This window comes from Shewanella abyssi, assembly GCF_023284025.1.
Classification (GTDB): Bacteria; Pseudomonadota; Gammaproteobacteria; order Enterobacterales; family Shewanellaceae; genus Shewanella; species Shewanella abyssi.
On the sequence record NZ_JAKIKR010000001.1, the window covers coordinates 209,585 to 232,692 of the forward strand.

At 39.5% G+C, this 23,108-nt stretch carries 24 protein-coding genes; 16 read left to right on the forward strand and 8 right to left on the reverse strand.

The genetic code is table 11. The annotated features are described in order from the left end of the window. Positions 1–184 precede the first annotated feature (184 nt). The 3 genes from L2755_RS00915 to L2755_RS00925 are packed head-to-tail and all read right to left on the reverse strand — an operon-like array spanning position 185 to position 3,772. Positions 185–1,498, reverse strand: a complete 1,314-nt coding sequence (locus tag L2755_RS00915) for an O-antigen ligase family protein (RefSeq protein ID WP_248978862.1) — start codon at positions 1,496–1,498, stop codon at positions 185–187. After that, positions 1,491–3,512: a sulfatase-like hydrolase/transferase gene (locus L2755_RS00920; RefSeq protein WP_248978863.1), complete on the reverse strand. Its 2,022-nt coding sequence runs from the start codon at positions 3,510–3,512 to the stop codon at positions 1,491–1,493. The genes L2755_RS00915 and L2755_RS00920 overlap by 8 nt, the downstream gene beginning before the upstream one ends. Then, positions 3,512–3,772 carry a hypothetical protein gene (locus L2755_RS00925; protein ID WP_248978864.1) on the reverse strand — a complete coding sequence of 87 codons (261 nt, stop codon included), beginning with the start codon at positions 3,770–3,772 and terminating at the stop codon, positions 3,512–3,514. The genes L2755_RS00920 and L2755_RS00925 overlap by 1 nt, the downstream gene beginning before the upstream one ends. A gap of 345 nt (positions 3,773–4,117) precedes the next feature. Here L2755_RS00925 and L2755_RS00930 point away from each other — a divergent pair, with 345 nt between their 5' ends. The 16 genes from L2755_RS00930 to L2755_RS01005 all read left to right on the forward strand — a co-directional run bounded on the left by L2755_RS00930 (position 4,118) and on the right by L2755_RS01005 (position 19,509). After that, positions 4,118–5,491 carry a L,D-transpeptidase family protein gene (locus L2755_RS00930; protein ID WP_248978865.1) on the forward strand — a complete coding sequence of 458 codons (1,374 nt, stop codon included), beginning with the start codon at positions 4,118–4,120 and terminating at the stop codon, positions 5,489–5,491. Further along, positions 5,491–5,916 (forward strand): helix-turn-helix domain-containing protein, encoded by a 426-nt coding sequence (locus tag L2755_RS00935; protein WP_248978866.1) that lies wholly within the window; start codon positions 5,491–5,493, stop codon positions 5,914–5,916. Before L2755_RS00930 ends, L2755_RS00935 begins: the two co-directional genes overlap by 1 nt. An 843-nt stretch (positions 5,917–6,759) precedes the next feature. After that, positions 6,760–6,951: a Flp family type IVb pilin gene (locus L2755_RS00940; RefSeq protein WP_248978867.1), complete on the forward strand. Its 192-nt coding sequence runs from the start codon at positions 6,760–6,762 to the stop codon at positions 6,949–6,951. Positions 6,952–7,034: 83 nt separating this feature from the next. Continuing rightward, a complete protein-coding gene (locus tag L2755_RS00945) occupies positions 7,035–7,598 on the forward strand; it encodes an A24 family peptidase (RefSeq protein WP_248978868.1) in 564 nt (187 codons plus the stop codon). A 9-nt stretch (positions 7,599–7,607) separates the two neighbouring features. Then, positions 7,608–8,930 (forward strand): ATP-binding protein, encoded by a 1,323-nt coding sequence (locus L2755_RS00950; RefSeq protein ID WP_248978869.1) that lies wholly within the window; start codon positions 7,608–7,610, stop codon positions 8,928–8,930. 28 nt (positions 8,931–8,958) lie between these two features. Further along, positions 8,959–9,762, forward strand: coding sequence for a Flp pilus assembly protein CpaB (cpaB, locus tag L2755_RS00955; RefSeq protein ID WP_248978870.1), 804 nt, complete (start codon positions 8,959–8,961; stop codon positions 9,760–9,762). A gap of 46 nt (positions 9,763–9,808) precedes the next feature. Beyond that, positions 9,809–11,248: a type II and III secretion system protein family protein gene (locus L2755_RS00960; RefSeq protein WP_248978871.1), complete on the forward strand. Its 1,440-nt coding sequence runs from the start codon at positions 9,809–9,811 to the stop codon at positions 11,246–11,248. 17 nt (positions 11,249–11,265) lie between these two features. Further along, entirely contained in the window at positions 11,266–11,562 is a 297-nt protein-coding gene (locus tag L2755_RS00965) for a hypothetical protein (RefSeq protein WP_248978872.1), read from the forward strand. 14 nt (positions 11,563–11,576) lie between these two features. Beyond that, complete coding sequence (locus L2755_RS00970; protein ID WP_248978873.1) at positions 11,577–12,908, forward strand: pilus assembly protein TadG-related protein; 1,332 nt, start codon at positions 11,577–11,579, stop codon at positions 12,906–12,908. A gap of 9 nt (positions 12,909–12,917) precedes the next feature. After that, entirely contained in the window at positions 12,918–13,397 is a 480-nt protein-coding gene (locus L2755_RS00975; RefSeq protein ID WP_248978874.1) for a TadE/TadG family type IV pilus assembly protein, read from the forward strand. Further along, on the forward strand, positions 13,394–13,840 hold the full coding sequence (locus L2755_RS00980) for a TadE/TadG family type IV pilus assembly protein (RefSeq protein WP_248978875.1): 447 nt from the start codon (positions 13,394–13,396) through the stop codon (positions 13,838–13,840). Before L2755_RS00975 ends, L2755_RS00980 begins: the two co-directional genes overlap by 4 nt. Before the next feature lie 83 nt (positions 13,841–13,923). Beyond that, on the forward strand, positions 13,924–15,156 hold the full coding sequence (locus tag L2755_RS00985; RefSeq protein ID WP_248978876.1) for a CpaE/TadZ family protein: 1,233 nt from the start codon (positions 13,924–13,926) through the stop codon (positions 15,154–15,156). A gap of 1 nt (position 15,157) precedes the next feature. After that, positions 15,158–16,489 (forward strand): TadA family conjugal transfer-associated ATPase, encoded by a 1,332-nt coding sequence (locus tag L2755_RS00990; RefSeq protein ID WP_248978877.1) that lies wholly within the window; start codon positions 15,158–15,160, stop codon positions 16,487–16,489. Positions 16,490–16,499: 10 nt separating this feature from the next. Beyond that, positions 16,500–17,477 carry a type II secretion system F family protein gene (locus tag L2755_RS00995; RefSeq protein WP_248978878.1) on the forward strand — a complete coding sequence of 326 codons (978 nt, stop codon included), beginning with the start codon at positions 16,500–16,502 and terminating at the stop codon, positions 17,475–17,477. A 1-nt stretch (position 17,478) separates the two neighbouring features. After that, positions 17,479–18,444 carry a type II secretion system F family protein gene (locus tag L2755_RS01000; RefSeq protein ID WP_248978879.1) on the forward strand — a complete coding sequence of 322 codons (966 nt, stop codon included), beginning with the start codon at positions 17,479–17,481 and terminating at the stop codon, positions 18,442–18,444. 45 nt (positions 18,445–18,489) lie between these two features. Continuing rightward, positions 18,490–19,509 carry a tetratricopeptide repeat protein gene (locus L2755_RS01005; protein ID WP_248978880.1) on the forward strand — a complete coding sequence of 340 codons (1,020 nt, stop codon included), beginning with the start codon at positions 18,490–18,492 and terminating at the stop codon, positions 19,507–19,509. 75 nt (positions 19,510–19,584) lie between these two features. Here L2755_RS01005 and L2755_RS01010 read toward each other — a convergent pair whose 3' ends face one another. From L2755_RS01010 to hypB, 5 genes are read right to left on the reverse strand one after another with little or no spacing between them, the layout of a single operon-like run. Further along, on the reverse strand, positions 19,585–19,932 hold the full coding sequence (locus L2755_RS01010) for a hydrogenase maturation nickel metallochaperone HypA/HybF (RefSeq protein ID WP_248978881.1): 348 nt from the start codon (positions 19,930–19,932) through the stop codon (positions 19,585–19,587). Next, positions 19,932–20,948, reverse strand: a complete 1,017-nt coding sequence (gene hypE, locus L2755_RS01015) for a hydrogenase expression/formation protein HypE (protein WP_248978882.1) — start codon at positions 20,946–20,948, stop codon at positions 19,932–19,934. Before hypE ends, L2755_RS01010 begins: the two co-directional genes overlap by 1 nt. Then, positions 20,945–22,066, reverse strand: a complete 1,122-nt coding sequence (gene hypD, locus L2755_RS01020; protein ID WP_248978883.1) for a hydrogenase formation protein HypD — start codon at positions 22,064–22,066, stop codon at positions 20,945–20,947. The genes hypE and hypD overlap by 4 nt, the downstream gene beginning before the upstream one ends. Beyond that, a complete protein-coding gene (locus L2755_RS01025; RefSeq protein WP_248978884.1) occupies positions 22,066–22,314 on the reverse strand; it encodes a HypC/HybG/HupF family hydrogenase formation chaperone in 249 nt (82 codons plus the stop codon). Before L2755_RS01025 ends, hypD begins: the two co-directional genes overlap by 1 nt. Further along, positions 22,314–23,075: a hydrogenase nickel incorporation protein HypB gene (gene hypB / locus L2755_RS01030; protein WP_248978885.1), complete on the reverse strand. Its 762-nt coding sequence runs from the start codon at positions 23,073–23,075 to the stop codon at positions 22,314–22,316. Before hypB ends, L2755_RS01025 begins: the two co-directional genes overlap by 1 nt. Between the last annotated feature and the right edge of the window lie 33 nt (positions 23,076–23,108).

Consider the following 23,108-nt stretch of genomic DNA (forward strand, 5'->3'; position numbering starts at 1 on the left):
TTTTGTATCAGCAAGTACTCGATCCCAATTTTAAAATATTGAAATTGATGAAGATTCTCTCTATCTCACGCGTCATGAGATAAAGTCTAGGTCTATGAGCTTGAAGATTTCCCCATATTGAAAGTTATCATTGTAAATAACGCTATAACGCTATAACGAAATAGAATAATGTTAAAACTAACATTTAGACTATGTCCTTTTTAATTGAAAAACTACCAACAGCAGCAAAAGAGATCATTAAAAAATATAGCGGCTGGGCATGGTAATAGGCACCTGAAAGTGTTCCATAAATTGTTAGCGAGACTAGAATGGCAAAAGCCATATATATACTCTCGTCTTGGTTCATATCTGTGCTTATCCATATTAATGAAATGGCTCTAAATAATGTGCTTAGTAAGATCACCAAAAACACCATTAAACCAAGTACACCGGCTTCTAAAAATACTTGTAAAAAAATATTGTGGGGTTGAACTCCAGCTGTTTTAGTCGGCATGAAACGGTAGGCGTCCGGTCCGTGACCTAGCCACATTTTCTCTAAACCATAAGTGATGCTGTTTTGCCACATCTGCAGCCTATTTGATGAGAGGTCATTGATGTCGGAAACGTTTTGTAATGACTCTTGTACCCTTAAAATACCATTCCAAGGATAGATGGAAAAAACGGTAGAAAGTGCAATGCCTAGACATATTAGAAAGAATAGGTACAGCAAGGTCTTTAGACTCAATTGATGTTTAAACTTTAAAATAACAGTGAGCGTAAGTAATGAGAAAAAATATGAGACAATAGAAGCCCTTCCTCCAAGCCAAAATAAAAATGCGATATTTAACGCAAGCAGCAAAGACCAAAGGCCCATGTGCAAATTTAACTTATATTTTGTTCGATTACTTAACAGGAGTAGTTTAATTGAAGCGACGATAGAGCCAATGGTTGCTATATAGCCAAGGTGTCTTATGTTAGTTGCAAAAGGTATTGTTGTTATGGTGAAGTTTATCTGTGGTGAATCAAACGAAACATATACTAGGAGAATACAGATAATAATAATGATAACGGTAATGGGAACGACTGAAAAAGTATTAGCTATTCTATTGCTTGTGTTTATAAAAAAGCAAAGCAGTACGTAAGTGAAAAATATATGCGAACTTAAAAATAGAAACCTTAAACTCATTGCGACTTTATGGGTTTCAGAATTAACTGCAGTCAAATTGATGAGGTATGAGGTAAGATAGAGGGAATAGAGCAATAGAACCACTATTGTTAATTTATTTTTTAAAATGGTACCTTTAACAATTGTAGATAGTGATGAGTCAAATTTGTGGCATAAAACCATATAGGTAACTATAAATGTTATCTGATATATCGTAACGTAAAGACCTGTTTTAAAAGATGTATTATAACCAATTAATAAAATCGACATTGAGAAAAGAACCAATATTAGAGCCAAAACCCTATCGGCGTCTCGTAGCGATAAAAATCCGTCCTCCGCATTTTTGCTAACCATGATTGTCCTCATCACTTTTATCTGATATGTCATTGCATCGATTTTCGCTATCGAAACCGTAATCAGTTTTATAGAAATTACACAGCTTTAATAGCAACGCCTTAACCTTATCGCTTTTAGGTTCAATATCAGCAGCAATAATGCTCAACTCATTAGAATCAAAATTCAATAAAGTTATCATGTTTTTATCAGGTAACATTGCTAGTTGAAAATCCCCTTGGTAAATAGAGCGTTGTTTACGCGATAGCAAATTCTTGTATTCTTCAGGCTTCATAACTGCTCTGCCTGAAGGCCGGACTTCATAACTACTGGCTGTTTCTGATACAACCTTTTTTTCATCTACAAAGCTTGCATTAATAGACTTTAACGGCAGCGATGATTCGACAAAAATATGCCGATTAGAAGGCTTAACTAGTGTTAAATCAGGCAGAATGATCCCATCGAATTTAACTATGAGGTCTAAATTAAGCTCATCATCTAGGCTAGGTAAGATATCGATCAATGAATAAAGCCCATCGATCTTGATCGGCTTATTAATGACTTTGTCATCTCTATATCTTAACTTGGCTAGGACGACCTTTGCTTGTTGCTGGTCAAGTACATTCGTCCCGTGTCCCCACGACTGTGTATCAGGCCCATTTATTGGTGTTGTAAAACGTTTACTTTGTTTCAGCTTAAATCCTTCTCCATGGTCAGATATTAAGTATACAATTGAATTTTTCAAGAATCCTTTATTCTTCATCTGTTCGAAAAAAGTACGTAATTGATCATCAACTTTTTTCAACATAGATTTATACATGAAATGACTGTAATTCCCTTCCCATTCTTCTGGAGTATGTTCTATAAAATCTATCGAGGTATATGGCCAATGTAATTGACAAAAATGTACAGCAAGGAAATTAGGTTTTTTTGTATTTAATGATTCTATCACTTCATCATTGAATGCTTTCGGGTTATAAGTTTTTCCGTAAGCTCTATTGTTATAAAGATATGGGAATAAATATTTGGAATAAGGGTGTTTTAACATCAAATTTATATAAGGCAAGTCAGAGAAACTTGATATAAAAGCATCCGCAGCTCCAATCATAGGACCAACTTCACTATCAAACCCATAGGCTTTATCTATTTGATTGAAACGGCGTTCATCCATTGCGTATGCAGTGTGATAACCTCTAGACTTCAATTTTTCAACTAAAGGAAGCTTCTTGTTAATTAACTCAGGAGGCGCCAAGTTGAATCTGGCGCCATTATTTTTTGGGTAAAGCCCTGTTAGGATGCTCATCCACGCTACGTAAGTCCTTCCCTGTGGACTATAACTATTTATATAATTCTGAGACTCTGATAATAATGCATTAATAAATGGCGCATAGTCTGATTGAGCACTATCGTAGTTCAAATGGTCTGGTCTTAAACCATCTATACCTATAATTATTATATTGGGTTTGTCATTATAAAAGAACTCATCTGTGTTTTTTGATATTAATGGGTACAGACATAATGATGTCAAAGCTATAGTTGTGATAGAGACTACTGTCTTATGTTTTGACCTTTTTAATCCAATTATAAATAGTGTTAATAGCACTAAAGATTGCAAAGCTATTGAGCTTGGTGAGGATAATATTGTAGCTCTGAAATATGAAGTTAGAGACGTTGGGAAATAATGAGAGTTGAGTGAAACGACCAGCGTAAGATGTAACAGCACTAAAATCAACCAAAACAGGTCATTATTAAGTTCACTTCTATTGCTGTTTTTTATCGCTTGAAAAGAAACTATAATCACAAATGCCCAAAATATATGAATTAGCGTGAGGATCCCGACGAAGTAAGCTAAGTCCTTTACTAAACCTATACTATTGAAATGCCTTGGCTCTATGTGTGTCATCGCATTAGCGATTGAAAAAAAAGAGTATGGCTGAATACTGCTGCGATAATTTATCAGGATGATGGTAAAAAGTAATAATAGGCTAAAAGTTCTAAAAAAGACTCTAACTAGAGAGTGTTCTTTCTTTTTCATTATTTTTTATCCTCTTTAACTCTTTTGTTTATTTCAAATTCAGTAACAAATTCAGCTAAATGATTTTGTCGACTAGCTGGCCAATCACCAAGAACTAGATATCTCTCTGCCAGAGAAGAGCCGGAAGGGTTATCTGTTTTTATGCTGGATACTGTTGCACGAGTATCTAACATTGCCTTCACGTGCGCACTGATAATGAGCAAGATAAACGCTATCAATAGGGCAGATTCAAGTTTAATTTTAGACTTAATTTTAATCATTTTCTCATCTCAAATGTGCTTTAGGAAAGAGATTTAATAATATTTTTAATAGTTTAGTTCTAAGTATAGAAGCTCTATAGCAAAGTGTTGAATAAATAGTGGTTAATTTGAAATTATTGCTAGTACTTTTTGAATACCAGTTAGAGTAAGAGAATTCATTAGTGACTATATGACGGGATGACTTTGTAATTCTCTTCGTTTTATACTAAACCATATAGGTACCAGATGACTAAGTGAACAGACTCACGCACAGTTTGGTGATTAAAGCACATTTCCAATGTTTCAAGGACGAGGCTATTGAAAATTACCTGATTTTCAATCTAACAGATACCTTGGGGCCAAAATTTGAAGCAACATTTTTTGTTTTGCAGTTTATTGATATCAATTATCAGTTGTAATGCATTTGCTGCAAATACGAGTGAAAGCGTGGGAGGAATTGCCACAAAGAGTAGCCTTAAAAGAGGCTTAAGCTTAGCTCAAGACCTAGGGCTAGCTACCTCGAATGTTTTTGGTATAAGTGAGCATGCCACACATCAGGATCTTACTGAAGTTAGAAGAAAAATAACAACCACTTTATTCGATTTGAATACCTCTTCTTATGATGAACACTCCATTAGCATAGAAAGTCATTCTAAGTACGAACAACTATTCCCATTCGTTGATTCTGATGTAGAGATCATGCGTTTGAGGAAAAAAATTAGGCAGTACAAACAGCTATCAAGCTATCGATGGCCGCAATTGGAGCCAATAGCTTTTAGCTTAGGGCAGAAATCTATAGAGATAGCAAAACTTAGATGGATGTTGCTTAAGCTTGAAGACATTAACGATCATAATCTTTCTGCCTATAGAGAGCAGGTTTATGACCCGAGTATCGCAAGCGCTCTTAAAAAATTCCAGATGCGCCATGGGTTAAAGCAAATTGGTAAGCTCACAATAGAAACGGTGGTACAGCTAAACATTTACCCATCGGTTAGAGTGGTTCAGCTACAGCAAGCGCTTAAAGATAAACTTGCGAGTATCCAATATTTACAAAAGACATATGTAGAGATTAATATTGCTGAATTTAAATTGCGGGTAAAGGGTGAAGATACCATCAATTTGGAAATGGCTGTGATTGTTGGGTCTAATATAAATAAAACGCCATTATTACAAACGTATATAAATAAATTAACAGTCAACCCCACTTGGACTCCCCCGAGCAGTATCATCTATAAAGAACTACTAGTTAACTTAGAAAAACAACCAGGATCCTTACAGAATAAACAGTTTGTTTTATTAAAAAGAGGAAGTAGTAAAGAGGTTAAAAGTCTAGAGGGAATGAGCGCTAACCAGCTGAAAAAGGAACTGATAGAATATAAGCTCGTTCAAATGTCTGGTTACAAAAATGCTCTGGGGAAGTATCGTTTTACCATCCCTAATACCAAGATGATTTTTTTACATGATACTCCAAATAAAAAAGACTTTAATAGAAGTGATAGGGCTTTAAGTCATGGCTGTATCCGCTTGGCTAATCCTGAGTTATTTGCAGACTATCTCATTAGCCGGGAAAATGCTAAAAGCCGAAGGGTTTTAACTTCCGCAAAGCGTGGGAAAACTACTGTAGATATTAAACTAACAAACCCACTGCCGATTATCATCACCTATCAAAATATATGGGTAGATGATAATGATTTACTGCAGGTTAGACCGGATATTTATAATCGATGGGGTAGTAAGTAATGGATAATTATTGTTATGATAACCTTGCTTTGAGTCAACTTATCAGAAAAGAGAAAAGCGCCAAAATGAGGCTTAAACTGTTAGCTGTTCTACATTTTCAAGATGGAAAATCTAGATATCAGATAGCGTCTTACCTTAAAGTAAGCAGAACTAGCGTCAATAGATGGATAAGTAACTATTTATCCCATGGTCTCCATGGACTGGAAGAAAAAAAACATCCTGGCCGTCCATCAGGTTTATCTGAATCTCAACAGGTGCAACTTACAAATTACATTGATAACATAACTGAAAATAGCAAGCTTGATAAGTTTAAAGGAACAGACATACAAAACTATATAGATAGGGAATTTGGAATTAAATACGAGATCTCGAATATATATAAGATTCTGGCACGTCTGGGTTATAATTCGCCATCAAATTATTAAGTAAGTGGCCTATCGTTTTGAACCACTGTTTTGAACCACTGTTTTGTAGCTGAAAATGATATTTGTCTGATTCATTTTGAATCTGAACTCCATTATATAGGAGACCTTGACTTGCTTTTATATCATACTATGTAATTACCAGTTGATGTTTATAAATAAATTCCCCGATAAATATTTCCTCATAAGTAAACTTAGGACTCCAGCTCTGCATTTTCGCTAACGATAAGTGCCGTTAAGAAATTGACGACAGCTATAATTGTAGCTTTGCAAAGCTGTCAAAAGATTGGCTGAACAAATCCGTTATAAAATGATGTTCTCTATATTTTGGGCTTTATTCCAGGAGTGCAATAATTGTGCTTCTAATATCTCTAACGAATAGGTTCCAACAAGTTATTTAGAGCTAATGTGGTGAAATCAATACAAAAAATCGTATATTTTATATGCAATAAGCATAAGTTATTTATTCTACTGAATAAATAACTGGTCTAATTTCACAAAAACTTTACTCTTTACATGCTAGTACTCAACCCGCTAAATTGAAGGTATAGCTGTTGAAAGGTTGCTTATTTAGGTAGCTTAGCGCTACTAAAGCGCCCTAAACGCGGACTTTAACGGTGTTTGGTGTCGGTTACTTGTCCTGTTATGACTATTACCCACTCATTATAGAGAGTTTACTAAATACAAAAGTAGACCAGATAATTATTCTTCAACGTGACTCAGTTTAAGCTTTGCTACCTTTATACATAGCATCGTACACCGTTAAACGATGTGGATGAATTAAGCAGTCCATAGGGAATTTGGCTTTAAGCCAAAAATAATTTAATTGGTTTGGTGGAGATAAAAATGAATATTAAAGCTTTGTTAAAAGAATTTGTAGAAGATGAAAGTGGTTTAACCGCAGTTGAGTACGCAATTGCAGGAGGACTGGTTGTAGGAGGGATGATTGGTGCTTTTAATCTCCTAGGTAACAATGCAACGCTTAAGATTAATTGCTTGGCGTCAGCAGTCAATGGGGCAAGTACAGATTGCAGTTAACTTAAAAATAATGACATCAAGAAATCAATGCCCACGTGACATGTGGGCATAATTTTTTCAGACTTTGCTAGTAAAGGCATGTGATGACGGACCTTCAACTTTCTATACAAGTAATCACGGCGGGCATGTTTTTTGTACTTGCTATCACCTTTGATTTGTCTAAAGAGAGAATTCCTAATTGGTTATGTCTTATCGCTATATTTTTTGGATTCGCAGTTAACAGCTACTTTGCGCAGCTAAACGGATTGTTAATATCATTTGTTGGTTTTTCTTTAGCATTTATTATTCTATTTCCGACATTTATGTTTCGAATTCTAGGTGCTGGTGATATTAAGCTCATGATGGGTATCGGCGCTATTATGGGGCCTAGCTTACTTATGTGGAGTATATTATACGCCATTGTTGCAGGAGCACTAACCAGTATTGTACTTATCGCTTGGAAGACAGGGTTATCAGGAATAAAAATCACAGCTAAACGCTACTGGGATTGTTTTTATCTGAGAACCTATTTTAAGCCAGAACAGGGAGAAGCCGCCGGGCAAAAAGTACCTTACGCTCCCGCACTTGCACTTGGTTGGTTATGGGCTTGTAGCTTAAACCCACAGGTAAATCATTTGTATTCTTCAATTAGCCAAAGTCTTTTTTAGAGGTTTGCTATGCAACAGGATAACAGCCTTAAACAAGTTTCTCCCGATACACTTACCACTGCAATTACAAGTCGCTCAGCACAACTTGCCCCAAGACCGACCACTATCGAACAAACTGGTCTATCAGAGTCTCTTTTATTGGATTTGTTACTTAAACATCTAATGAATGGTGGTGTGTTGACTAGGGAGCAAATGGTTAAGTTACTAGGTGTTACCGGCGGTATTGTGCAACATTTGCTCGATTCTGCTAAGACGCTAGCTTGGGTTGAAAATAGACAAACGACAGCAGATGGTCAAATGCGCTATGCATTAAGTATGGGTGGGGAACTACACGCTAAGCTGGCTCTTTCGCGAAACGGATACCTAGGCTTAGCGCCTATACCTTTAGGGCAATATAGTTCGATATGTAAAAAACAGTCTAGCCGTGCCAATCCCATAACTTTTGAGATGCTTGAAAAAGGCTTAGCTGCACTTGTTCTTCCAAAAGATCTATTGTTTAAAATTGGCCCTGCGATGAATTCAAGTCGGCCGGTGTTAATTTATGGACCACCAGGCACAGGAAAAAGTTATTTGTGTCGTCATTTAAATCTAACCTTAGGGGACAATGTACTAATCCCTTATGCACTCGCGATTGGCAATGAAGTTATTCAGGTTTTCGACCCAGAATTACACCATCGAGTCGAGAAGGATGCTATTCCAGCAAGTTTAGATTTAGCGAAAGGCCATGATCCACGCTGGCTTAGATGCGAACGTCCACTGCGCATAACCGGGGGGGAATTATCGGCAGAAATGCTAGAAGTCCAATTTGATAGTCACAGCAGAACTTATATGGCACCTATTCAATTGAAAGCCAATAACGGCATTTTGCTTTTGGATGATTTAGGGCGACAAAAAATAAGCGCAAAACAATTATTTAATCGCTGGATTATTCCAATGGAAGAGCGTAGAGACTTTTTGAGTTTACAATCTGGCGAACATTTTGAGATCCCGTTTGAACAAATATTGCTTTTCTCTACTAACCTTGATCCAAATGAATTAGTTGATGAAGCTTTTTTAAGAAGGTTAGGTTACAAAATTCATTTTGATGCACTTGATGAAGAGTTGTATAGAAAAATTTGGTTTCAGGTATGTGCGGATCTTGAACTAAGCTGTACTGAAGAAGTTTTCCAGTATTTGTTGATTGAATTTCATGAGCGATTCAAGAAGCCTCTAATCCCATGTTACCCACGAGATTTGTTGGGAATAATGTCTGATCAAATTAACTTCATGGAGTTTGAATCTGTGGTCACTCCGTCGTTAGTTGATTCGGCTTGGTCTATTTATTTTGTGTAAGCAATTTGTCTTATTCTAGGAGCGGAGAATGAATAACAAAACTCTCTTATTTGTCGTTTTATCATTGGTATTTGGGGTTACAGCTGTCTACCTTGCTCAAAATTGGTTGAAGTCAAATACTAAAGAGGAAGTAACCAGTAAAACTAAGTCAGTTATAACTATGGCTGTTCAAGTCCCGCTTGGCACGATATTGGAACGGAAGCACCTTGCTATAACGTCAGTTCCAGAAGCGTTCATACCAAAAGGTTCGGTTACCGATATCGCTAAAGCAGAGGGAAAGGTGGTTAAGCAAAGGCTGTATCCAGGAGAAGTGTTAAGAGCTGAAAGGTTAACGGTTAAAGGCGAAGGCAGTACCTTGGCGAGTTTAATTACTCCGACAATGCGTGCCGTGACGATTCGAGTTAATGATGTTGTCGGTGTTGCTGGTTTTCTTCTTCCAGGTAACCGCGTAGATATCATTAATATATTCAAAAGTAACGGCATAAAAACCGACATTGTACTTTCTAATATTAAGATTTTAGCGATTGACCAAAGAGCTTCTAGCGACGAAAACAAGCCGGTTGTCGTAAGGGCCGTCACACTTGAGTTAAGCCTTGAACAAGCAGAAATCTTGATGATTGCAAAAAGTCGAGGATCACTGCAGCTCGCCCTTAGAAATCCCAACGATACAGCTGTTATCGAGCTTGCAGCGATTGAGGAGAAAGAAACGAGAAAAGAGAAAGATCCCCAGCCAGTTGCAATACAAAAAGTTGCAAATGTAAGCGCAAAAAGTTCGGATAAAGTATTTTTGCTAAAGGGAATGAAAGAGCAAGAGATAAAGATCAAGAATTAGATCATCGTTAACAAGCCTAATGCGTAGTGTTTGACAGGAGAACAACATGCCATTTTTTAATAAATATTCCTTAATATGTTTGTTAGCGCTGCTTTTTAGTTCGTTAGCCCACGCAGGTGGTCCGACAGCTGGAGTTCGAAGTGACATTCAAAAAATCCCAATATTCAAGTCTAGAGTTCTGCAGCTGAATGAACCAGTGCATCGGGTTTCGGTTGGTAATCCAAGTATTGCCGATATTAAGCTATTACCTAACGATGAATTGTATATTTTGGGTAAACAGTTAGGTAGTACAAATATTATGATCTGGGATAAAAATGAACAACTTTCCAGTATCATGGACATAGAGGTTACCCATGATCTTAATGGTTTAAAAACAAGGCTTCATGAGTTTTTGCCTACTGAAAAGCTTGGAGTTCAAACCTCGCAAGGCCAATTATTGTTAAGCGGGCAAGCTTCGAATTTGCAAAAGATGAATACAGCAGTGGAATTAGCTCAGGGCTATGCTGAGGCCGCGGCGGGTGGTACAGCGCCTAGTCGAGTTTTGAACATGATGACGATTGGTGGTGATCACCAAGTGATGCTAGAGGTGGTTGTTGCCGAAGTGCAAAGAAATGTTGCTCGTCAATTTGATTCAAAATTTTTAATATTCAATCAAGGAGATAATCTCTCCGGCGGTATTATTGGTGGCGGCGGTGGTGGTTTTGACCCAGGGGGGATAGGCGGAGTTAGTGGAAAGGGGCTTTTTGCTCAATATATTAATGGTGACCTGCTAATGAATTTTGCATTAGATGTTGCTAAGCAAAACGGTTTAGCAAAAGTACTAGCTGAGCCAAATGTCACGGCGATGAGTGGCCAGTCTGCAGAATTTCTTTCCGGTGGTGAATTTCCAATCCCTGTAGCAGGTGAAAATGGTACTACAACAATCCAATACCGTGACTATGGTGTGGGCGTAAAATTTGTTCCAACCGTACTTGATTCTGGTCAAATTAATTTGAATTTGAAGGTTGTTGTTAGTGAAATAAGCACAGCAAATGGTTTTTCTATTTCAGGCAATACATCCACATCACTTATTGTTCCAGCACTAGTTAAGAGAAGTACCTCTACGACGGTGGAACTAGCAGATGGACAAACAATCGCAATCAGTGGGCTGATTAGCGACACGCTTCGAGAAAACATAGACAAATTACCCGGGCTTGGGGACGTACCTATTTTAGGACAGTTATTTACCAGTAAAAGCTTTCAAAATGGTCAGAGTGAGTTAGTTATCCTTGTTACGCCCAGGCTAGTTAGACCATTCAACAGGAAAGATATCTCTCTTCCAACAGATGGGTTCGTGCTCCCTTCAGATGTTGAATTTTACCTTCTCGGTAAGCTATCCCATAAAGAAAAAGGTGAGGGTTCGAGTGAAAGCCTTTATGAACCCGCTGAATCGGAAGCTAAGCTTGATGATACTGGCACCCAACAAAAATACGGGCATTCACTTTAGTCTTAGGAGAAAATACTATGAAATTTATAACGCCAACTTCCTTCTTGACCTCCTTTATGACAATTACTATGGGTTTATTTGCTCTTACAGGATGTACTCAAGTTAATGATTTCCCTATGGGAGAAAGTCATTATCAAATAAAGCAAGTGCAAATTTTAGATCCAGACGCTGCAGAAAGGAATGACGGCATTATACTTAGCCTTGAAGGTAACTATGGTCGTAAGGTTATGCAGGCGTATAGAGGTAGTAGTGTAGCGCCTCAAAGTTCTAAAAATATGGGCTCTGTGACAGCGGGGAGTTCGAGTAGCAATTAATCTAGAGGCGTGTTATGCGTGATTTAAAGCGTTTTCAAAAACCATGTAACCTCGTTAATAAGGGGTTTCAGACAGGAGCTATTCTTGTCATGTTCACCATCGGCATATTTGCAATTGTTGCTGTAGCAGCACTAGCATTAGACGGTGGTCATTTGTTGTTAAGTAAAGGACGCTTACAAAATGCGGTAGATGCTGCGGCATTGAGCGCTGCAAAAGATTTGCAGGGTGGTGCAACGCTTTATGAAGCCAGAGAAGCAGCCTATAACATTTTGCTACAAAATTTGAATTTTGGTGAAAACGCAGAATTAAAATCAGCTGCATCTTTGACCTTACCAGATTTTAATCAAACTCAAGTCACAACGCGTTTACAGGTGGAGTTCTCGGTATTACCAGATCCATTTTCGGCCGTACTTGCCGAGGGAAGTGAATACGTAAGAGTGAGTGTTGAGAATGTTCCTCTATCAAACTTTCTAGCCGATATACTTGATTTCAATAAAGAGGTTAGAGCGTCTGCTGTTGCAGGGCGTAGTCAAGATTTATTATGCATTAATAAAGTTGTACCGCTGTTAGTTTGTGGAGAACCAGGCTCAACCGCTGCTGATAATTATGGATTAGCTCCGGGCTTACATGTCATGAAGGTCGGTTCTGGCGCACCAAGTGCTAATGGTGCTGGTAATTTTCAGCTTATTAGTTTAAATGGCGATCGTGGTGGTGGCGATTTGCGTGATGCCTTTTCTGGCACCTACTCTCCTGACGAATGTGTAGGAGAAGGCTTAATTGCAACGACTAAAACAGGTAATACCGTTGGCCCAGCCGCTCAAGGAATGAACACAAGATTTGGTGTTTGGGGACAAGCAGGTACGAATAGTGTTGATAATCCTCGAGACACTAATATCTGTGAAGGTACACCTGTGACTATTGGCGAGCTTCAGGCTGAATTGGATGGCGTTCCTGTTGTTGATGAACAAGGTCATCCTGTAATGGAGACCGTAATAACTGACTCCATAAACGCATACAGCTGGGCTCAGTACGATAGCGACAATAGATCGCCAGTAGAAGCATGTGCTACAACAGATAACGAACATGCAATAACAGGTAGAAGAGAACTATCAGTTGTGGTTGGTGTATGTGACCCAAATGAAAATGGTTCCTACGATATTGATATCATGGGAACCGCTTGTTTTTTCCTGACTCAACAAGTCGGTGGCAACGGTCAAAGCTCTTACATCGTGGGTGAGTTTTTGAACGTTTGTAAAAATACGGGGACCGCATCGTTGGAACCTAATTTTGTCGGAAATAGTTCGACAATCGTCTTATATTGGGACCCAGATAGCCCGGATTCTTAAGGCCTACATATGAACAAAAAGACACGAAAACTTAAACAAAATGGAGTCGCAGCAGTTGAGTTTACTCTGCTTTTACCTCTGCTTCTGTTGCTGATATTTACTACCGCGGAACTTGGGCGCGGAATATATCAATACAGCCATCTTACGAGAATGATTCGTGACGCGGGTCGGCACCTGTCTCAAACTGTCGAAACTACTGGGTACGGGATCCCGCCGACTCTTAATGATGCCACTTGTAATGGCTGTATCTCAGATACTAAGAACATACTGATTTATGGCGCAAATACCGGCAATAAAGCACTGTTATCTGGGATAACGATTACAGATGTTAGTATTGCAGAGACTCCAGCCGGTAGTGGCATTGTGGTTATCACCGTAGATTATGATTGGACTCCAATATTTTTTGATAAGTTATCTGGATTTGGATTTGGGGATGGAGTGGATTTTAGCTTTAACTTAACCTCAAAATATGCGGTGAGGGCAATATGAAACGTATTCGCGGTGTATACGCTATCGAATTTTCTATCGTAGCGAGCGTTTTTTTTCTTTTGTTGTTTAGTGCAATTGAAGTTGGCCGCTTGCTTTATACCTATAATGTGCTTCATGAAGCTGCACGAAGAGCCGCAAGGATAGCTGTTGTATGTTTAATTACCGATGATACAAGAACTTTAGGCCTTTTCAATGGTGCTTCGTTAGTTCCCAATTTGGGCATTGGTAATCTATATATTAGTTATTTAGATATTGACGGTACTAATTCAACAGACTTTACTTATGGAAGTGATATTAGGCTAGTGAGAGCAGAGATAAAAAATTACCAGCATCAATTTATCGTCCCAGGCCTTTCTCTAACACTTAATTCTCCAACCTTTTCATCTACTCTTCCACGAGAAAGCTTGGGTGTCTTCAAAGGAGGTACGACTACCTGTGAATGAAGTTTTTGTTAAATAAAATAATAACTAAGGAATTAGTGACTATAGTCAATAAAGGTAATTTATTTAGGGTGCAGAGGAGTGAAATGGATAAGTCGCTAGAATTGTGTGTCTCTAATATTGACGATGAGCATGAATTATCCATGCTTATGTCACTGCCTTTCCCTATTAGAGCCGTTATTGCAAGTCAAGGCGATAATACGCTGGAGCGAATGACGACATATCTTAATAAAATAGAAAGGTTTACTTGGACGGCGAACTCCTATTTAGAAACTTATCTGGGCAGAGAACAAGATAATATAAATTTGGTACTTTTACATCTGCCAAATGACGAGTTAGAAGCAAAAAGTGCCCTTATTTACGCATCAAAATTTGCTGCAGATATTATCTTAATTGGTAACGATACTCCACCAAATATCTTACGCTTAGCATTTCAATACAGCGTTAGCGATTTTATTTCTATTGACGCTTCAGCTAAAGAACTTTTTGGCTCGATAGAGAAGGTATCTAACCGCTTGATTGAAGACGCAGATCTTGCGCCTGTACTTGCAGTGGTTAATGGGAAATCCGGTTCCGGTGCGAGTTTTATTGCCGCGAGTTTAGCTGATATTGCTTCGCAGAGAGAAAACTTCGATGTCTGTTTACTTGATACTGATCTCCACCATGGCTCTTTAGCTCATATTTTGGGAATGAATGCTAACTATTCCATATGCGATGCACTTTGGTCGTTAGAAGAGTTGGATGAAATAGCGCTGAAAAGTACCATGACGAAAAAAAATAATTTAAATTTATTGGCATCTAAGCCTTTTGAGCTACTAGGGTTAAACAATGAGTTAGATCTGTCAAAAACGATAGATCTAGTGAGAAAGTGCCGACAGTTTCACAAGCAGGTGATTCTTGATTTTTCTCGTGGTCCAGAGCATTGGAATGGTGAGCTTTTACTCGATGCTAAAGTTTTAGTGGTTACACAACAAAATATTATGCACTTACGACAAACTAAAGATTTGATACGGCAGTTGACTAATAATATGGGGATTACCCAAGATAAAATTAACCTTGTTATAAACCGATATGACAAACAGTCAAATATAAAGTTGGCAGACATTAAACAAACGGTTGGAATTAATTCTGTCTTTACCATTGTTAATGATTACAAATTGTCGAGCGAATGTGTCGAATTAGGCAAGCCTATTACAGCATTGGCTAGAAAACAAAGAATGTTACAGGATTTTGAATCTCTCGTAACTGAATTAATGCCGCTAGAAGAAGTAAATATCAAACGGAAAGCGGGTTTTTGGGGGCGTTTATTAGGGAAGTGATATGGATATTCATCAACAGAATAAAAAAAGTGTCACAGAATTTCAGCCTTTGAGTCAAGAAGAGCAGGATATTAAGATTCAATTATATGACAAATTGCTTAGCGTTATGGATCTGTCACTCATTGAGACCGTTTCAAAGGAGCAAGCAGAAAGTCAAATAAGTCAGATCTGTGAAAAGATACTCTCGGATCTACATTTACCGATTAACCTTTCGTCTAGAAAGCGTTTAGTAAAGTTAATTATTGATGAAGTGCTAGGTTTAGGACCTCTGGAGATCTTACTTGCCGATGCAACGATCTCTGACATATTGGTCAATTCATTCGATAGAGTTTATGTTGAGCGAAAAGGTAAACTACAAGCTGTCAATATTAAGTTTCATAGTAATGCTCACCTGCTAAATATTATCGACAGAATAGTCTCAAGTGTTGGCAGGCGTATTGATGAATCCTCCCCTATGGTTGATGCTCGTTTAGCTGACGGCTCTCGTGTTAATGCCATTATTCCACCACTCGCATTAGATGGGCCATGCCTTTCGATACGACGATTTGCTGTTGATAAATTAAATGCTGAGCAGCTTATTAATGGTGGGTCTGTTACTGAACCTATGATTGAACTGTTAAAAGCGAGTGTAAAAGGCAAACTCAATATCCTTGTTTCCGGAGGAACAGGTAGTGGTAAAACGACGTTACTCAATATGCTGTCTGGGTACATTCCAGCTAATGAGAGAATTGTCACGATTGAAGACTCTGCTGAATTACAACTACAACAGCCTCATACTGTTAGATTGGAAACGCGACCACAAAACATTGAGGGCAAAGGAGAGGTATCTCAACGAGATCTAGTCAAAAACTGTTTAAGAATGCGTCCAGATAGAATTGTGATTGGTGAGGTTCGTGGTGGAGAAGCACTTGATATGTTAACGGCGATGAACACAGGTCACGAAGGTTCACTTACAACGCTACACGCTAACAGTCCGAGAGATGCTTTAGGTCGGCTTGAATATATGGTGTGCATGGCCGGGTTTGATATGCCTGTAAGCAATATTCGCACCCAGGTAGCATCTGCTATTGACCTTGTTGTTCAATTGGAGCGACAAGAAGATGGTGGGCGTCGAATTACTAGTATTCAAGAGATCAATGGTATGGAAGGCGACATTATTACCATGTCAGAGATATTTCGATTCAGTCGTTCGGGTGTCGATGAAGATGGACATATTATTGGTAAATTTGAGGCTACGGGTGTGATACCTGGTTTCTATACTAAATTGAAACAACATGGTATTGAACTACCGTATCACTTATTCAATTGTGGTGACCCATTTGCTGAATTTTGAGGTTTAACTTATGTTTTCAAATGAAGTTATTTTTCTTGGATTGATTTTTATTGCTGTAATTTTTTTATCGCAAGCACTGTTCTTGCCTGTTTACAGTCCGCAAAGGGCAAATACAGCATTAATTAGAAAACGATTGAAAAAACTTTCTCAAGAGTCCGGAGATGTTACTTTCGAAACTTCGCTTTTAAGAAAAAGTCGTTTAGGAAAACTGGGGCCCATTGGCCGTTCTTTAGAAAGTTTTCAATTTATAGAGAGCCTCAGTTACCGTTTGGAACTTGCTGATTATAAATTAATGGGACACCAGTTTATCGCCTTAGCACTTGTTGCGGCTATTACGTTTTCAATTCTTGTGTGGCTATATCTTGGAGAGCCATTAGCGAGTGTTTTTGTATTTGGGTTAACGCTTTACCTATTCAACTTTAAGTTAAATCGGGATACAGCGAAACGTATGGACAAGATTGAAGAGAGCTTTCCCGATGCATTGGATGTATTGAGGCGTGCATTGCAAGCCGGTTACTCGTTTTCTGATGCGATTAAGTTAATTACTGAAGAGATGGAAGGCCCCCTTGCTAAAGAGTTTAGCTTGATGTTTGCCAATATTAATTACAGTAAAGATACTAAAAGAGCAGTCTTAGCCTTTATTGAAAGAGTCCCAAGTGTTTCTGCTATGGCTTTTGCTAGTGCTGTTATGGTGCAGAAAGAAACGGGTGGTAATTTAGCCGAAAATATCCATAACCTTGCTAGAGTTATTCGTCTCAGATTTACCTTTAGGCGACGGGTTCGAACATTATCAGCAGAAGGGCGTTTATCTGCGTGGATACTCATGTTATTGCCATTTGCCTTGTTTGCGGTTATTTACATCCAAACTCCTGGATATGTAGGCGAACTTACCGGTACTGAAGAGGGCCATAAATTATTAATCTGGGGGGCTATTGGTATGTTTATCGGTGGCTTTTGGATCAGTAAAATAATAAGGATAGATATGTGATATGGACTTCCTAATTGGTTTACTCGGACAGTTTTTCGATGATCCTCAACATGTTGAATGGGCGATTTATGCAGTAGCAGGTATCGCAGGGGTTACATTAGCCATCGCCATTTCATACCTCATTAGTGGTGTATATTCTCCTTTTCGAAAGCGTCTAAAATCACTTAACGAAGGGGTATCAGCAAACAACATAAACAAAGATGCTACAGGAACTCTTGAGCATGGTTTGGGGGAAATGGCAAAGAAGCCTTTTTTAAACTTTTCCAATTATGAAACAAGGAGATTGCTAATACATGCTGGCTTTCACTCAGAAAATGCTTTAGCGATTTTTAATGCATCTCGTTTACTATTAATTTTGCTTGGCGGCATTATCTCTATAGTGATGTTAAATCTCTTTCCAAAAATATCAGGAATTTGGGTTGTTTACATATTTTGTTTATTTATTGGAGGAGCGTTTCTTTTACCCTCAATGATTTTACAATCACTGGCTAACAGAAGAATGCGTAGATTACGAGTTGGCTTTCCTGATGCATTGGATCTACTCGTTGTTTGCTGTGAGTCGGGTTTAGGATTGATGGCAGCTTTGCAACGAGTGGCTAGAGAGTTGGCTTTTAGTCATCCCAATTTGGCCAGTGAACTTGATTTAGTCTGCAGTAAGGTGAGGGCCGGTTTGACGATTAAAGTCGCTCTTCAGGAGTTTACTGAAAGAACGGGCTTGGAAGATATTAAAGGTCTTAACTCTGCCATTTCTCAGAGTATGCGCTTAGGTACGGGGATCGCCGAGACCCTTAGAGTGTTCTCCGATGAATATCGTGATAAGCGTTTGCAGGCTGCTGAAGAGCAAGCTGCCAAATTGGCGGTAAAGATGATATTTCCGATGATGTGCTGTATCTGGCCCTCGTTCTTTATTGTGGCTGTAGGGCCCGCAGTATTAAAAGTGATGAAAGTATGGGGACAAGCCTTTTAATCTATTGGCAGCTACAATCAAAAACAAAAAAATAAGGAATGTATGATGCTGACTGTTAAACGTACGCTAAAGCTATTTTTAGCACTATTTTTTTTCGCGGTCTTGAGTGCGTGTTCCTCCACAACCCCAGATGAGCCGTTAGCCATTAAGCCACCTGACAGACAAGATCTGCTTGATGCTGGCGCCTTATCGTCAATAACATCTGATTTTGAAGCGCCTAAAACTGAAGAGGAAGCACTAAAAAAGGCGAGGAATGAGGAGCAATCGGGTAATTTGGAAAAAGCACTCTACGCTTATATTCAAGCTTTGGATTTTAATGCTAAAAATGCGAACACTTTTTATCATATCGGCAGGATCCATACGATGCGAGGGAATCCTGACATCGCTTTTAGAGCCTATAATGAAGCCCTTACACTCGATCCTAATTTAGTGATGGTACATGCCGATCTTGGTGTTGTTAGCATGGATAAGCGTCAGTATAGAGAGGCTAGAGTTCATTTGGAAAAAGCGATAGAGCTTGACCAACAAAGGCTTGCATCGATAACAGCAAGTCGTTTAATTGGAGAGTTGTACGTCCCCGATAGAGAATCTCCTGCAAGAGTATATAATGCGATAGCGATTCTAGATGATGTGCAAAATAATCACCAAAAAGCGCGAGAGTACTTCCGGTTATTAATCGAGCTGCAGCCCCATTCTGCCATTCTTATCTCAAATCTGGGTTACTCCTATTACTTAACGGGTGATCTCACCACCGCTGAAAAATACCTAAGGCAAGCGATTAGGGAAGATCAGACTTTGGATAGAGCTTGGACAAATTTAGGTCTAATTTACGTGAGGAAAGGCTTGTATAAACGTGCTCTAGCAACCTTTGAACAAGCGATGGAACCTGCTGATGCGCTCAATGACCTAGGCTACTTTTTGATGCTTGAGGGGAATTATGAGAAAGCAATCGAGTTGTTTGAAAAAGCTATCGACACCTCACCAAGCTATTTTGAACAAGCGCAAAAAAACTTAAAAAGAGCCAGGGCTGAACTCTCTGACGAGTTTAGGCATGCGACTAATTAAAAAGCCACAGACTTGATTGCCTGTGGCTTTTCTTTGCATTAAACATTAACACGACTAGTGTCCGTCGGTTAATGTTTAAACCTGCTCTAACTCCAGCTGCATTAGCATCATATCTTCACCGTCTAATACCTTAGTATCGCAACTTTGGCAGTGACTGCAGATAATGCTCCTTTCTTTATGTACTGTTTCTTTGTGGCACACAAAACAACTCAACACCAATGGTTGTATGTTCATGTTCAAAGTCGCTTCAGCACAAATACCTTCTAACTTAAATGTCTCAAAAGCAGTTTCGAGTAACGCGGGTTCCACACCACTTAAGATCCCCAGTTTTATATCGACTCGAGTCACCTTATTAGCATCGTTTTGCGCCGCAAATTTTTCGCACTCTTCTATCAATGCAGTAACTATTGAGTATTCGTGCACTAACAGATCCTCGGTAGCAGTTCGCCCTGGGGGACATCTAAAAATCGGCTACTGCCCCATGGAGTATTGAGGATCACTTTACCTGGCTTAATGTCATTTACATGGCCAATAATGGCAGCTTGCTCACAATGACAAAAGGTTTGCATGATCTCTAACGTTGCCTTTGCTACGGCTTGTGGCACTGCAAGAATAAAGGTACCTTCGTTTGCCAAGTCAAAGGGTTCGAACCCATATAACTCACATAAACCAGTAACTTCATTACTGACAGGGATCTCTGACTCGTTAACTTCGATGCCAACATTTGATGCCAATGCCCACTCATTTAGTACAGCCGACAAACCGCCGCGGGTGGCATCTCGCATTGCATGGATTTCAATATTGGCTGCAATCAATTGCTCAACTATAGGCCACAGAGTAGCGCAATCGCTGGTGAGTTCAGATTCAAGCGCAAGACCTTCACGAGCCATTAAAATAGCGGCGCCATGGCGACCAATATCCCTCGATACAATAATGGCATCTCCCTCTTTTAGGTTTTTTACTGAGATCCCATTATTGAGAATACGGCCCACACCCGAGGTATTGATGAATAAGCCGTCTGCACAGCCTCTGGGAACAACTTTAGTATCGCCGCAAACAATACGCGCCCCGGAGCGCTTTAGCTCGTTTGCCATGCTGGTGACAATCGTTTTGAGGTCGGCAATAGGGAAGCCTTCTTCGATAATAAAACTACTGCTTAAAAATTGCGGCTCCGCTCCCATCATCGCTAAATCATTCACGGTACCTGCTATCGCAAGTTTGCCAATATCACCGCCAGCAAAAAACAGCGGTGCCACGGTAAAGGAGTCAGTGGTAAAGGCGGTATTACCGCTCAAATGCAGGCATGCAGCATCCTCTTCACTTCGAAGGATTGGGTTATCGAACGCCTTAAAGAATATATCTTTAATAAGGCGGTTCATCTCTTTACCACCGCCGCCATGACTCAGCTGAACTGTTTTGTTAATGTTTGAATGACTCATTCAGTAACTCCGCTATAACGGTAATATGCGTTACAAGCACCTTCAGAGCTGACCATACAGCTACCTAATGGTGTTTCGGGGGTGCAACCTCGGCCAAAGACCTTACAATCTTTAGGTTTAGATAATCCACGTAAGATATCGCCACATTGGCAAGCTTTATGGTCGTCTATTTCTCGATCAGGTAACTGTTCACGATAGACCTTTTCAGCATCCCGATGGCTATATTCATCGCGGAGCATTAAGGCTGAATCAGGGATGGGGCCAAGGCCGCGCCAACGAAAACTAGGCCGAATAGTCATGTATTTATTCACCAGCGCTTGGGCTGTCAAGTTACCTTCTTCTGATACTGCGCGGCTGTATTGAATTTCAAGTACGGCGATAGATTGTGCTTTCTGCTTGGCGATCATCAAGATCGATTCCATTACATCAACGGGCTCAAATCCTGATACCACCAGAGGGGTGTTATAGGAGTCGACTGCAGAACGATATACTTTAGCACCGCTGATCACGCTTACGTGCGCAGGGCCAATAAAGGCGTTAACCTTCGCTCTTGGGTCGGCCATCACTGCATCTATTGCCGGTGGTACAAGTACATGATTGATATGAAAGAGTAAATTTGAAATGTTGCGCTTTTCTGCTTGATCTAACAACACAGCAGTCATCGGGGTTGATGTCTCAAATCCAATGGCAAAAAAGATCACTGTTTTATCTGGATTGTCTGTGGCGATGGTTAGGCTGTCTAGGGGATCGTAAATAGGCCGAATGTCACAGCCGTTAGCTCTGAACTGCGCTAGATTACCGTTGGAACCGGGCACACGGATCATATCGCCCAGTGTGATCAAGATAATATTAGGTAGGCTTGCTAGGGCTGCTGCGTGGTCAATGCGCTCTTTAGGCATAATACACACAGGGCAGCCAGGCCCGTGAATAAATTCAATGTTATCTGGCAACAGCTGATTGAGGCCGTATTTCATAATGGTATGGGTATGACCACCGCATACTTCCATAATATTAATTTTTCCCGAATATTTTGCCGCTTCTATCGCTATCTCTTTTGCTAACGATTTTATGACTTCGGGATCTCTAAATCCTCGGTAGAGATCGTTTAAAGAAAGCATTAGGATCTGTTCTCCTCTTGTTCTAGTTTTGCTACGATCTCTTGATATAGCGCCAGACTTTCGAGCGCGTCTGCTATATCTATTTTATTCATCACAAAGCCAATGTGAATGAGCACATAGTCGCCTAGAACCAGCGGCTCGGTCATTAAATGGCTACTGACTTTACGTTTTACCCCCATAGTGTCTACGGTGACAGAACCTTCATCTTCATGCACTTCGACGACCTGGGATGGGATTGATAAACACATTAGGCTTTACCTCCAACGTGCTTGGCTATCCAGTCACCAACGTTGCGCAGTGATTGAGTGTCTTGAATTGAAACTTCTAGCAATTCAATATTTGGGTTGAGCTTTCTAAGCTGGGCTTTTGACTCCTCAACACTGAAATCAAAATGGGGTAGTAAGTCAGCTTTGGTGATCAACACGACGTCGGCGCGGCGGAACATCACCGGGTATTTTTCAATCTTGTCATCACCTTCTGGAACGGATAGCAATACGATATTTTTGTGTGTGCCCACATCATAACTGGCAGGGCAGACTAGGTTGCCGACGTTTTCGACAAAACAGATATCGAGTGGTTCCAGATCGATGTGATGCAAAGCACTATGAACCATAAATGCGTCTAAATGACAGGCTGCACCGGTTTGGATCTGGAATGCTTCAATCCCTTTTGCTTTTAATCTATCGGCATCTCTTGATGTCTCAAGATCGCCTTCAATAACGGCATACTTAAGATCCATGTGGAGGTGTAAATGTTCAAGCAGTGTTGTTTTGCCGCTGCCTGGGCTGCTCATTAAATTAAAACCGGTAACAGATTTTGCTTCCAAGTGATCGCGGTTATGTTGTGCTTCAATGTCATTTTTATCGAGAATTTTATGGATCACAGACAAGGTTTTTTTGTCGTTCAACTGAGGGTTAGTTGCTATGTTTTGATCTGTTTTTGAATGCGAATGGCTCGGGCTTAAAGAGTGATCATGACGGGTAATTGAACAGCCACAGTCTTGGCACATAGGTAACTCCGTATTATTAGTTATGTCTTATTG

Bases quoted from the DNA above. Each gene is read 5' to 3' on its own strand.
- L2755_RS00915 (WP_248978862.1), bottom strand. From the start codon at position 1,498: ATGGTTAGCAAAAATGCGGAGGACGGATTTTTATCGCTACGAGACGCC.
- L2755_RS00920 (WP_248978863.1), bottom strand. From the start codon at position 3,512: ATGAAAAAGAAAGAACACTCTCTAGTTAGAGTCTTTTTTAGAACTTTT.
- L2755_RS00925 (WP_248978864.1), bottom strand. From the start codon at position 3,772: ATGATTAAAATTAAGTCTAAAATTAAACTTGAATCTGCCCTATTGATA.
- L2755_RS00935 (WP_248978866.1), top strand. From the start codon at position 5,491: ATGGATAATTATTGTTATGATAACCTTGCTTTGAGTCAACTTATCAGA.
- L2755_RS00940 (WP_248978867.1), top strand. From the start codon at position 6,760: ATGAATATTAAAGCTTTGTTAAAAGAATTTGTAGAAGATGAAAGTGGT.
- L2755_RS00945 (WP_248978868.1), top strand. From the start codon at position 7,035: ATGACGGACCTTCAACTTTCTATACAAGTAATCACGGCGGGCATGTTT.
- L2755_RS00950 (WP_248978869.1), top strand. From the start codon at position 7,608: ATGCAACAGGATAACAGCCTTAAACAAGTTTCTCCCGATACACTTACC.
- cpaB (WP_248978870.1), top strand. From the start codon at position 8,959: ATGAATAACAAAACTCTCTTATTTGTCGTTTTATCATTGGTATTTGGG.
- L2755_RS00960 (WP_248978871.1), top strand. From the start codon at position 9,809: ATGCCATTTTTTAATAAATATTCCTTAATATGTTTGTTAGCGCTGCTT.
- L2755_RS00965 (WP_248978872.1), top strand. From the start codon at position 11,266: ATGAAATTTATAACGCCAACTTCCTTCTTGACCTCCTTTATGACAATT.
- L2755_RS00970 (WP_248978873.1), top strand. From the start codon at position 11,577: ATGCGTGATTTAAAGCGTTTTCAAAAACCATGTAACCTCGTTAATAAG.
- L2755_RS00975 (WP_248978874.1), top strand. From the start codon at position 12,918: ATGAACAAAAAGACACGAAAACTTAAACAAAATGGAGTCGCAGCAGTT.
- L2755_RS00980 (WP_248978875.1), top strand. From the start codon at position 13,394: ATGAAACGTATTCGCGGTGTATACGCTATCGAATTTTCTATCGTAGCG.
- L2755_RS00985 (WP_248978876.1), top strand. From the start codon at position 13,924: ATGGATAAGTCGCTAGAATTGTGTGTCTCTAATATTGACGATGAGCAT.
- L2755_RS00990 (WP_248978877.1), top strand. From the start codon at position 15,158: ATGGATATTCATCAACAGAATAAAAAAAGTGTCACAGAATTTCAGCCT.
- L2755_RS00995 (WP_248978878.1), top strand. From the start codon at position 16,500: ATGTTTTCAAATGAAGTTATTTTTCTTGGATTGATTTTTATTGCTGTA.
- L2755_RS01000 (WP_248978879.1), top strand. From the start codon at position 17,479: ATGGACTTCCTAATTGGTTTACTCGGACAGTTTTTCGATGATCCTCAA.
- L2755_RS01005 (WP_248978880.1), top strand. From the start codon at position 18,490: ATGCTGACTGTTAAACGTACGCTAAAGCTATTTTTAGCACTATTTTTT.
- hypE (WP_248978882.1), bottom strand. From the start codon at position 20,948: ATGAGTCATTCAAACATTAACAAAACAGTTCAGCTGAGTCATGGCGGC.
- hypD (WP_248978883.1), bottom strand. From the start codon at position 22,066: ATGCTTTCTTTAAACGATCTCTACCGAGGATTTAGAGATCCCGAAGTC.
- L2755_RS01025 (WP_248978884.1), bottom strand. From the start codon at position 22,314: ATGTGTTTATCAATCCCATCCCAGGTCGTCGAAGTGCATGAAGATGAA.
- hypB (WP_248978885.1), bottom strand. From the start codon at position 23,075: ATGTGCCAAGACTGTGGCTGTTCAATTACCCGTCATGATCACTCTTTA.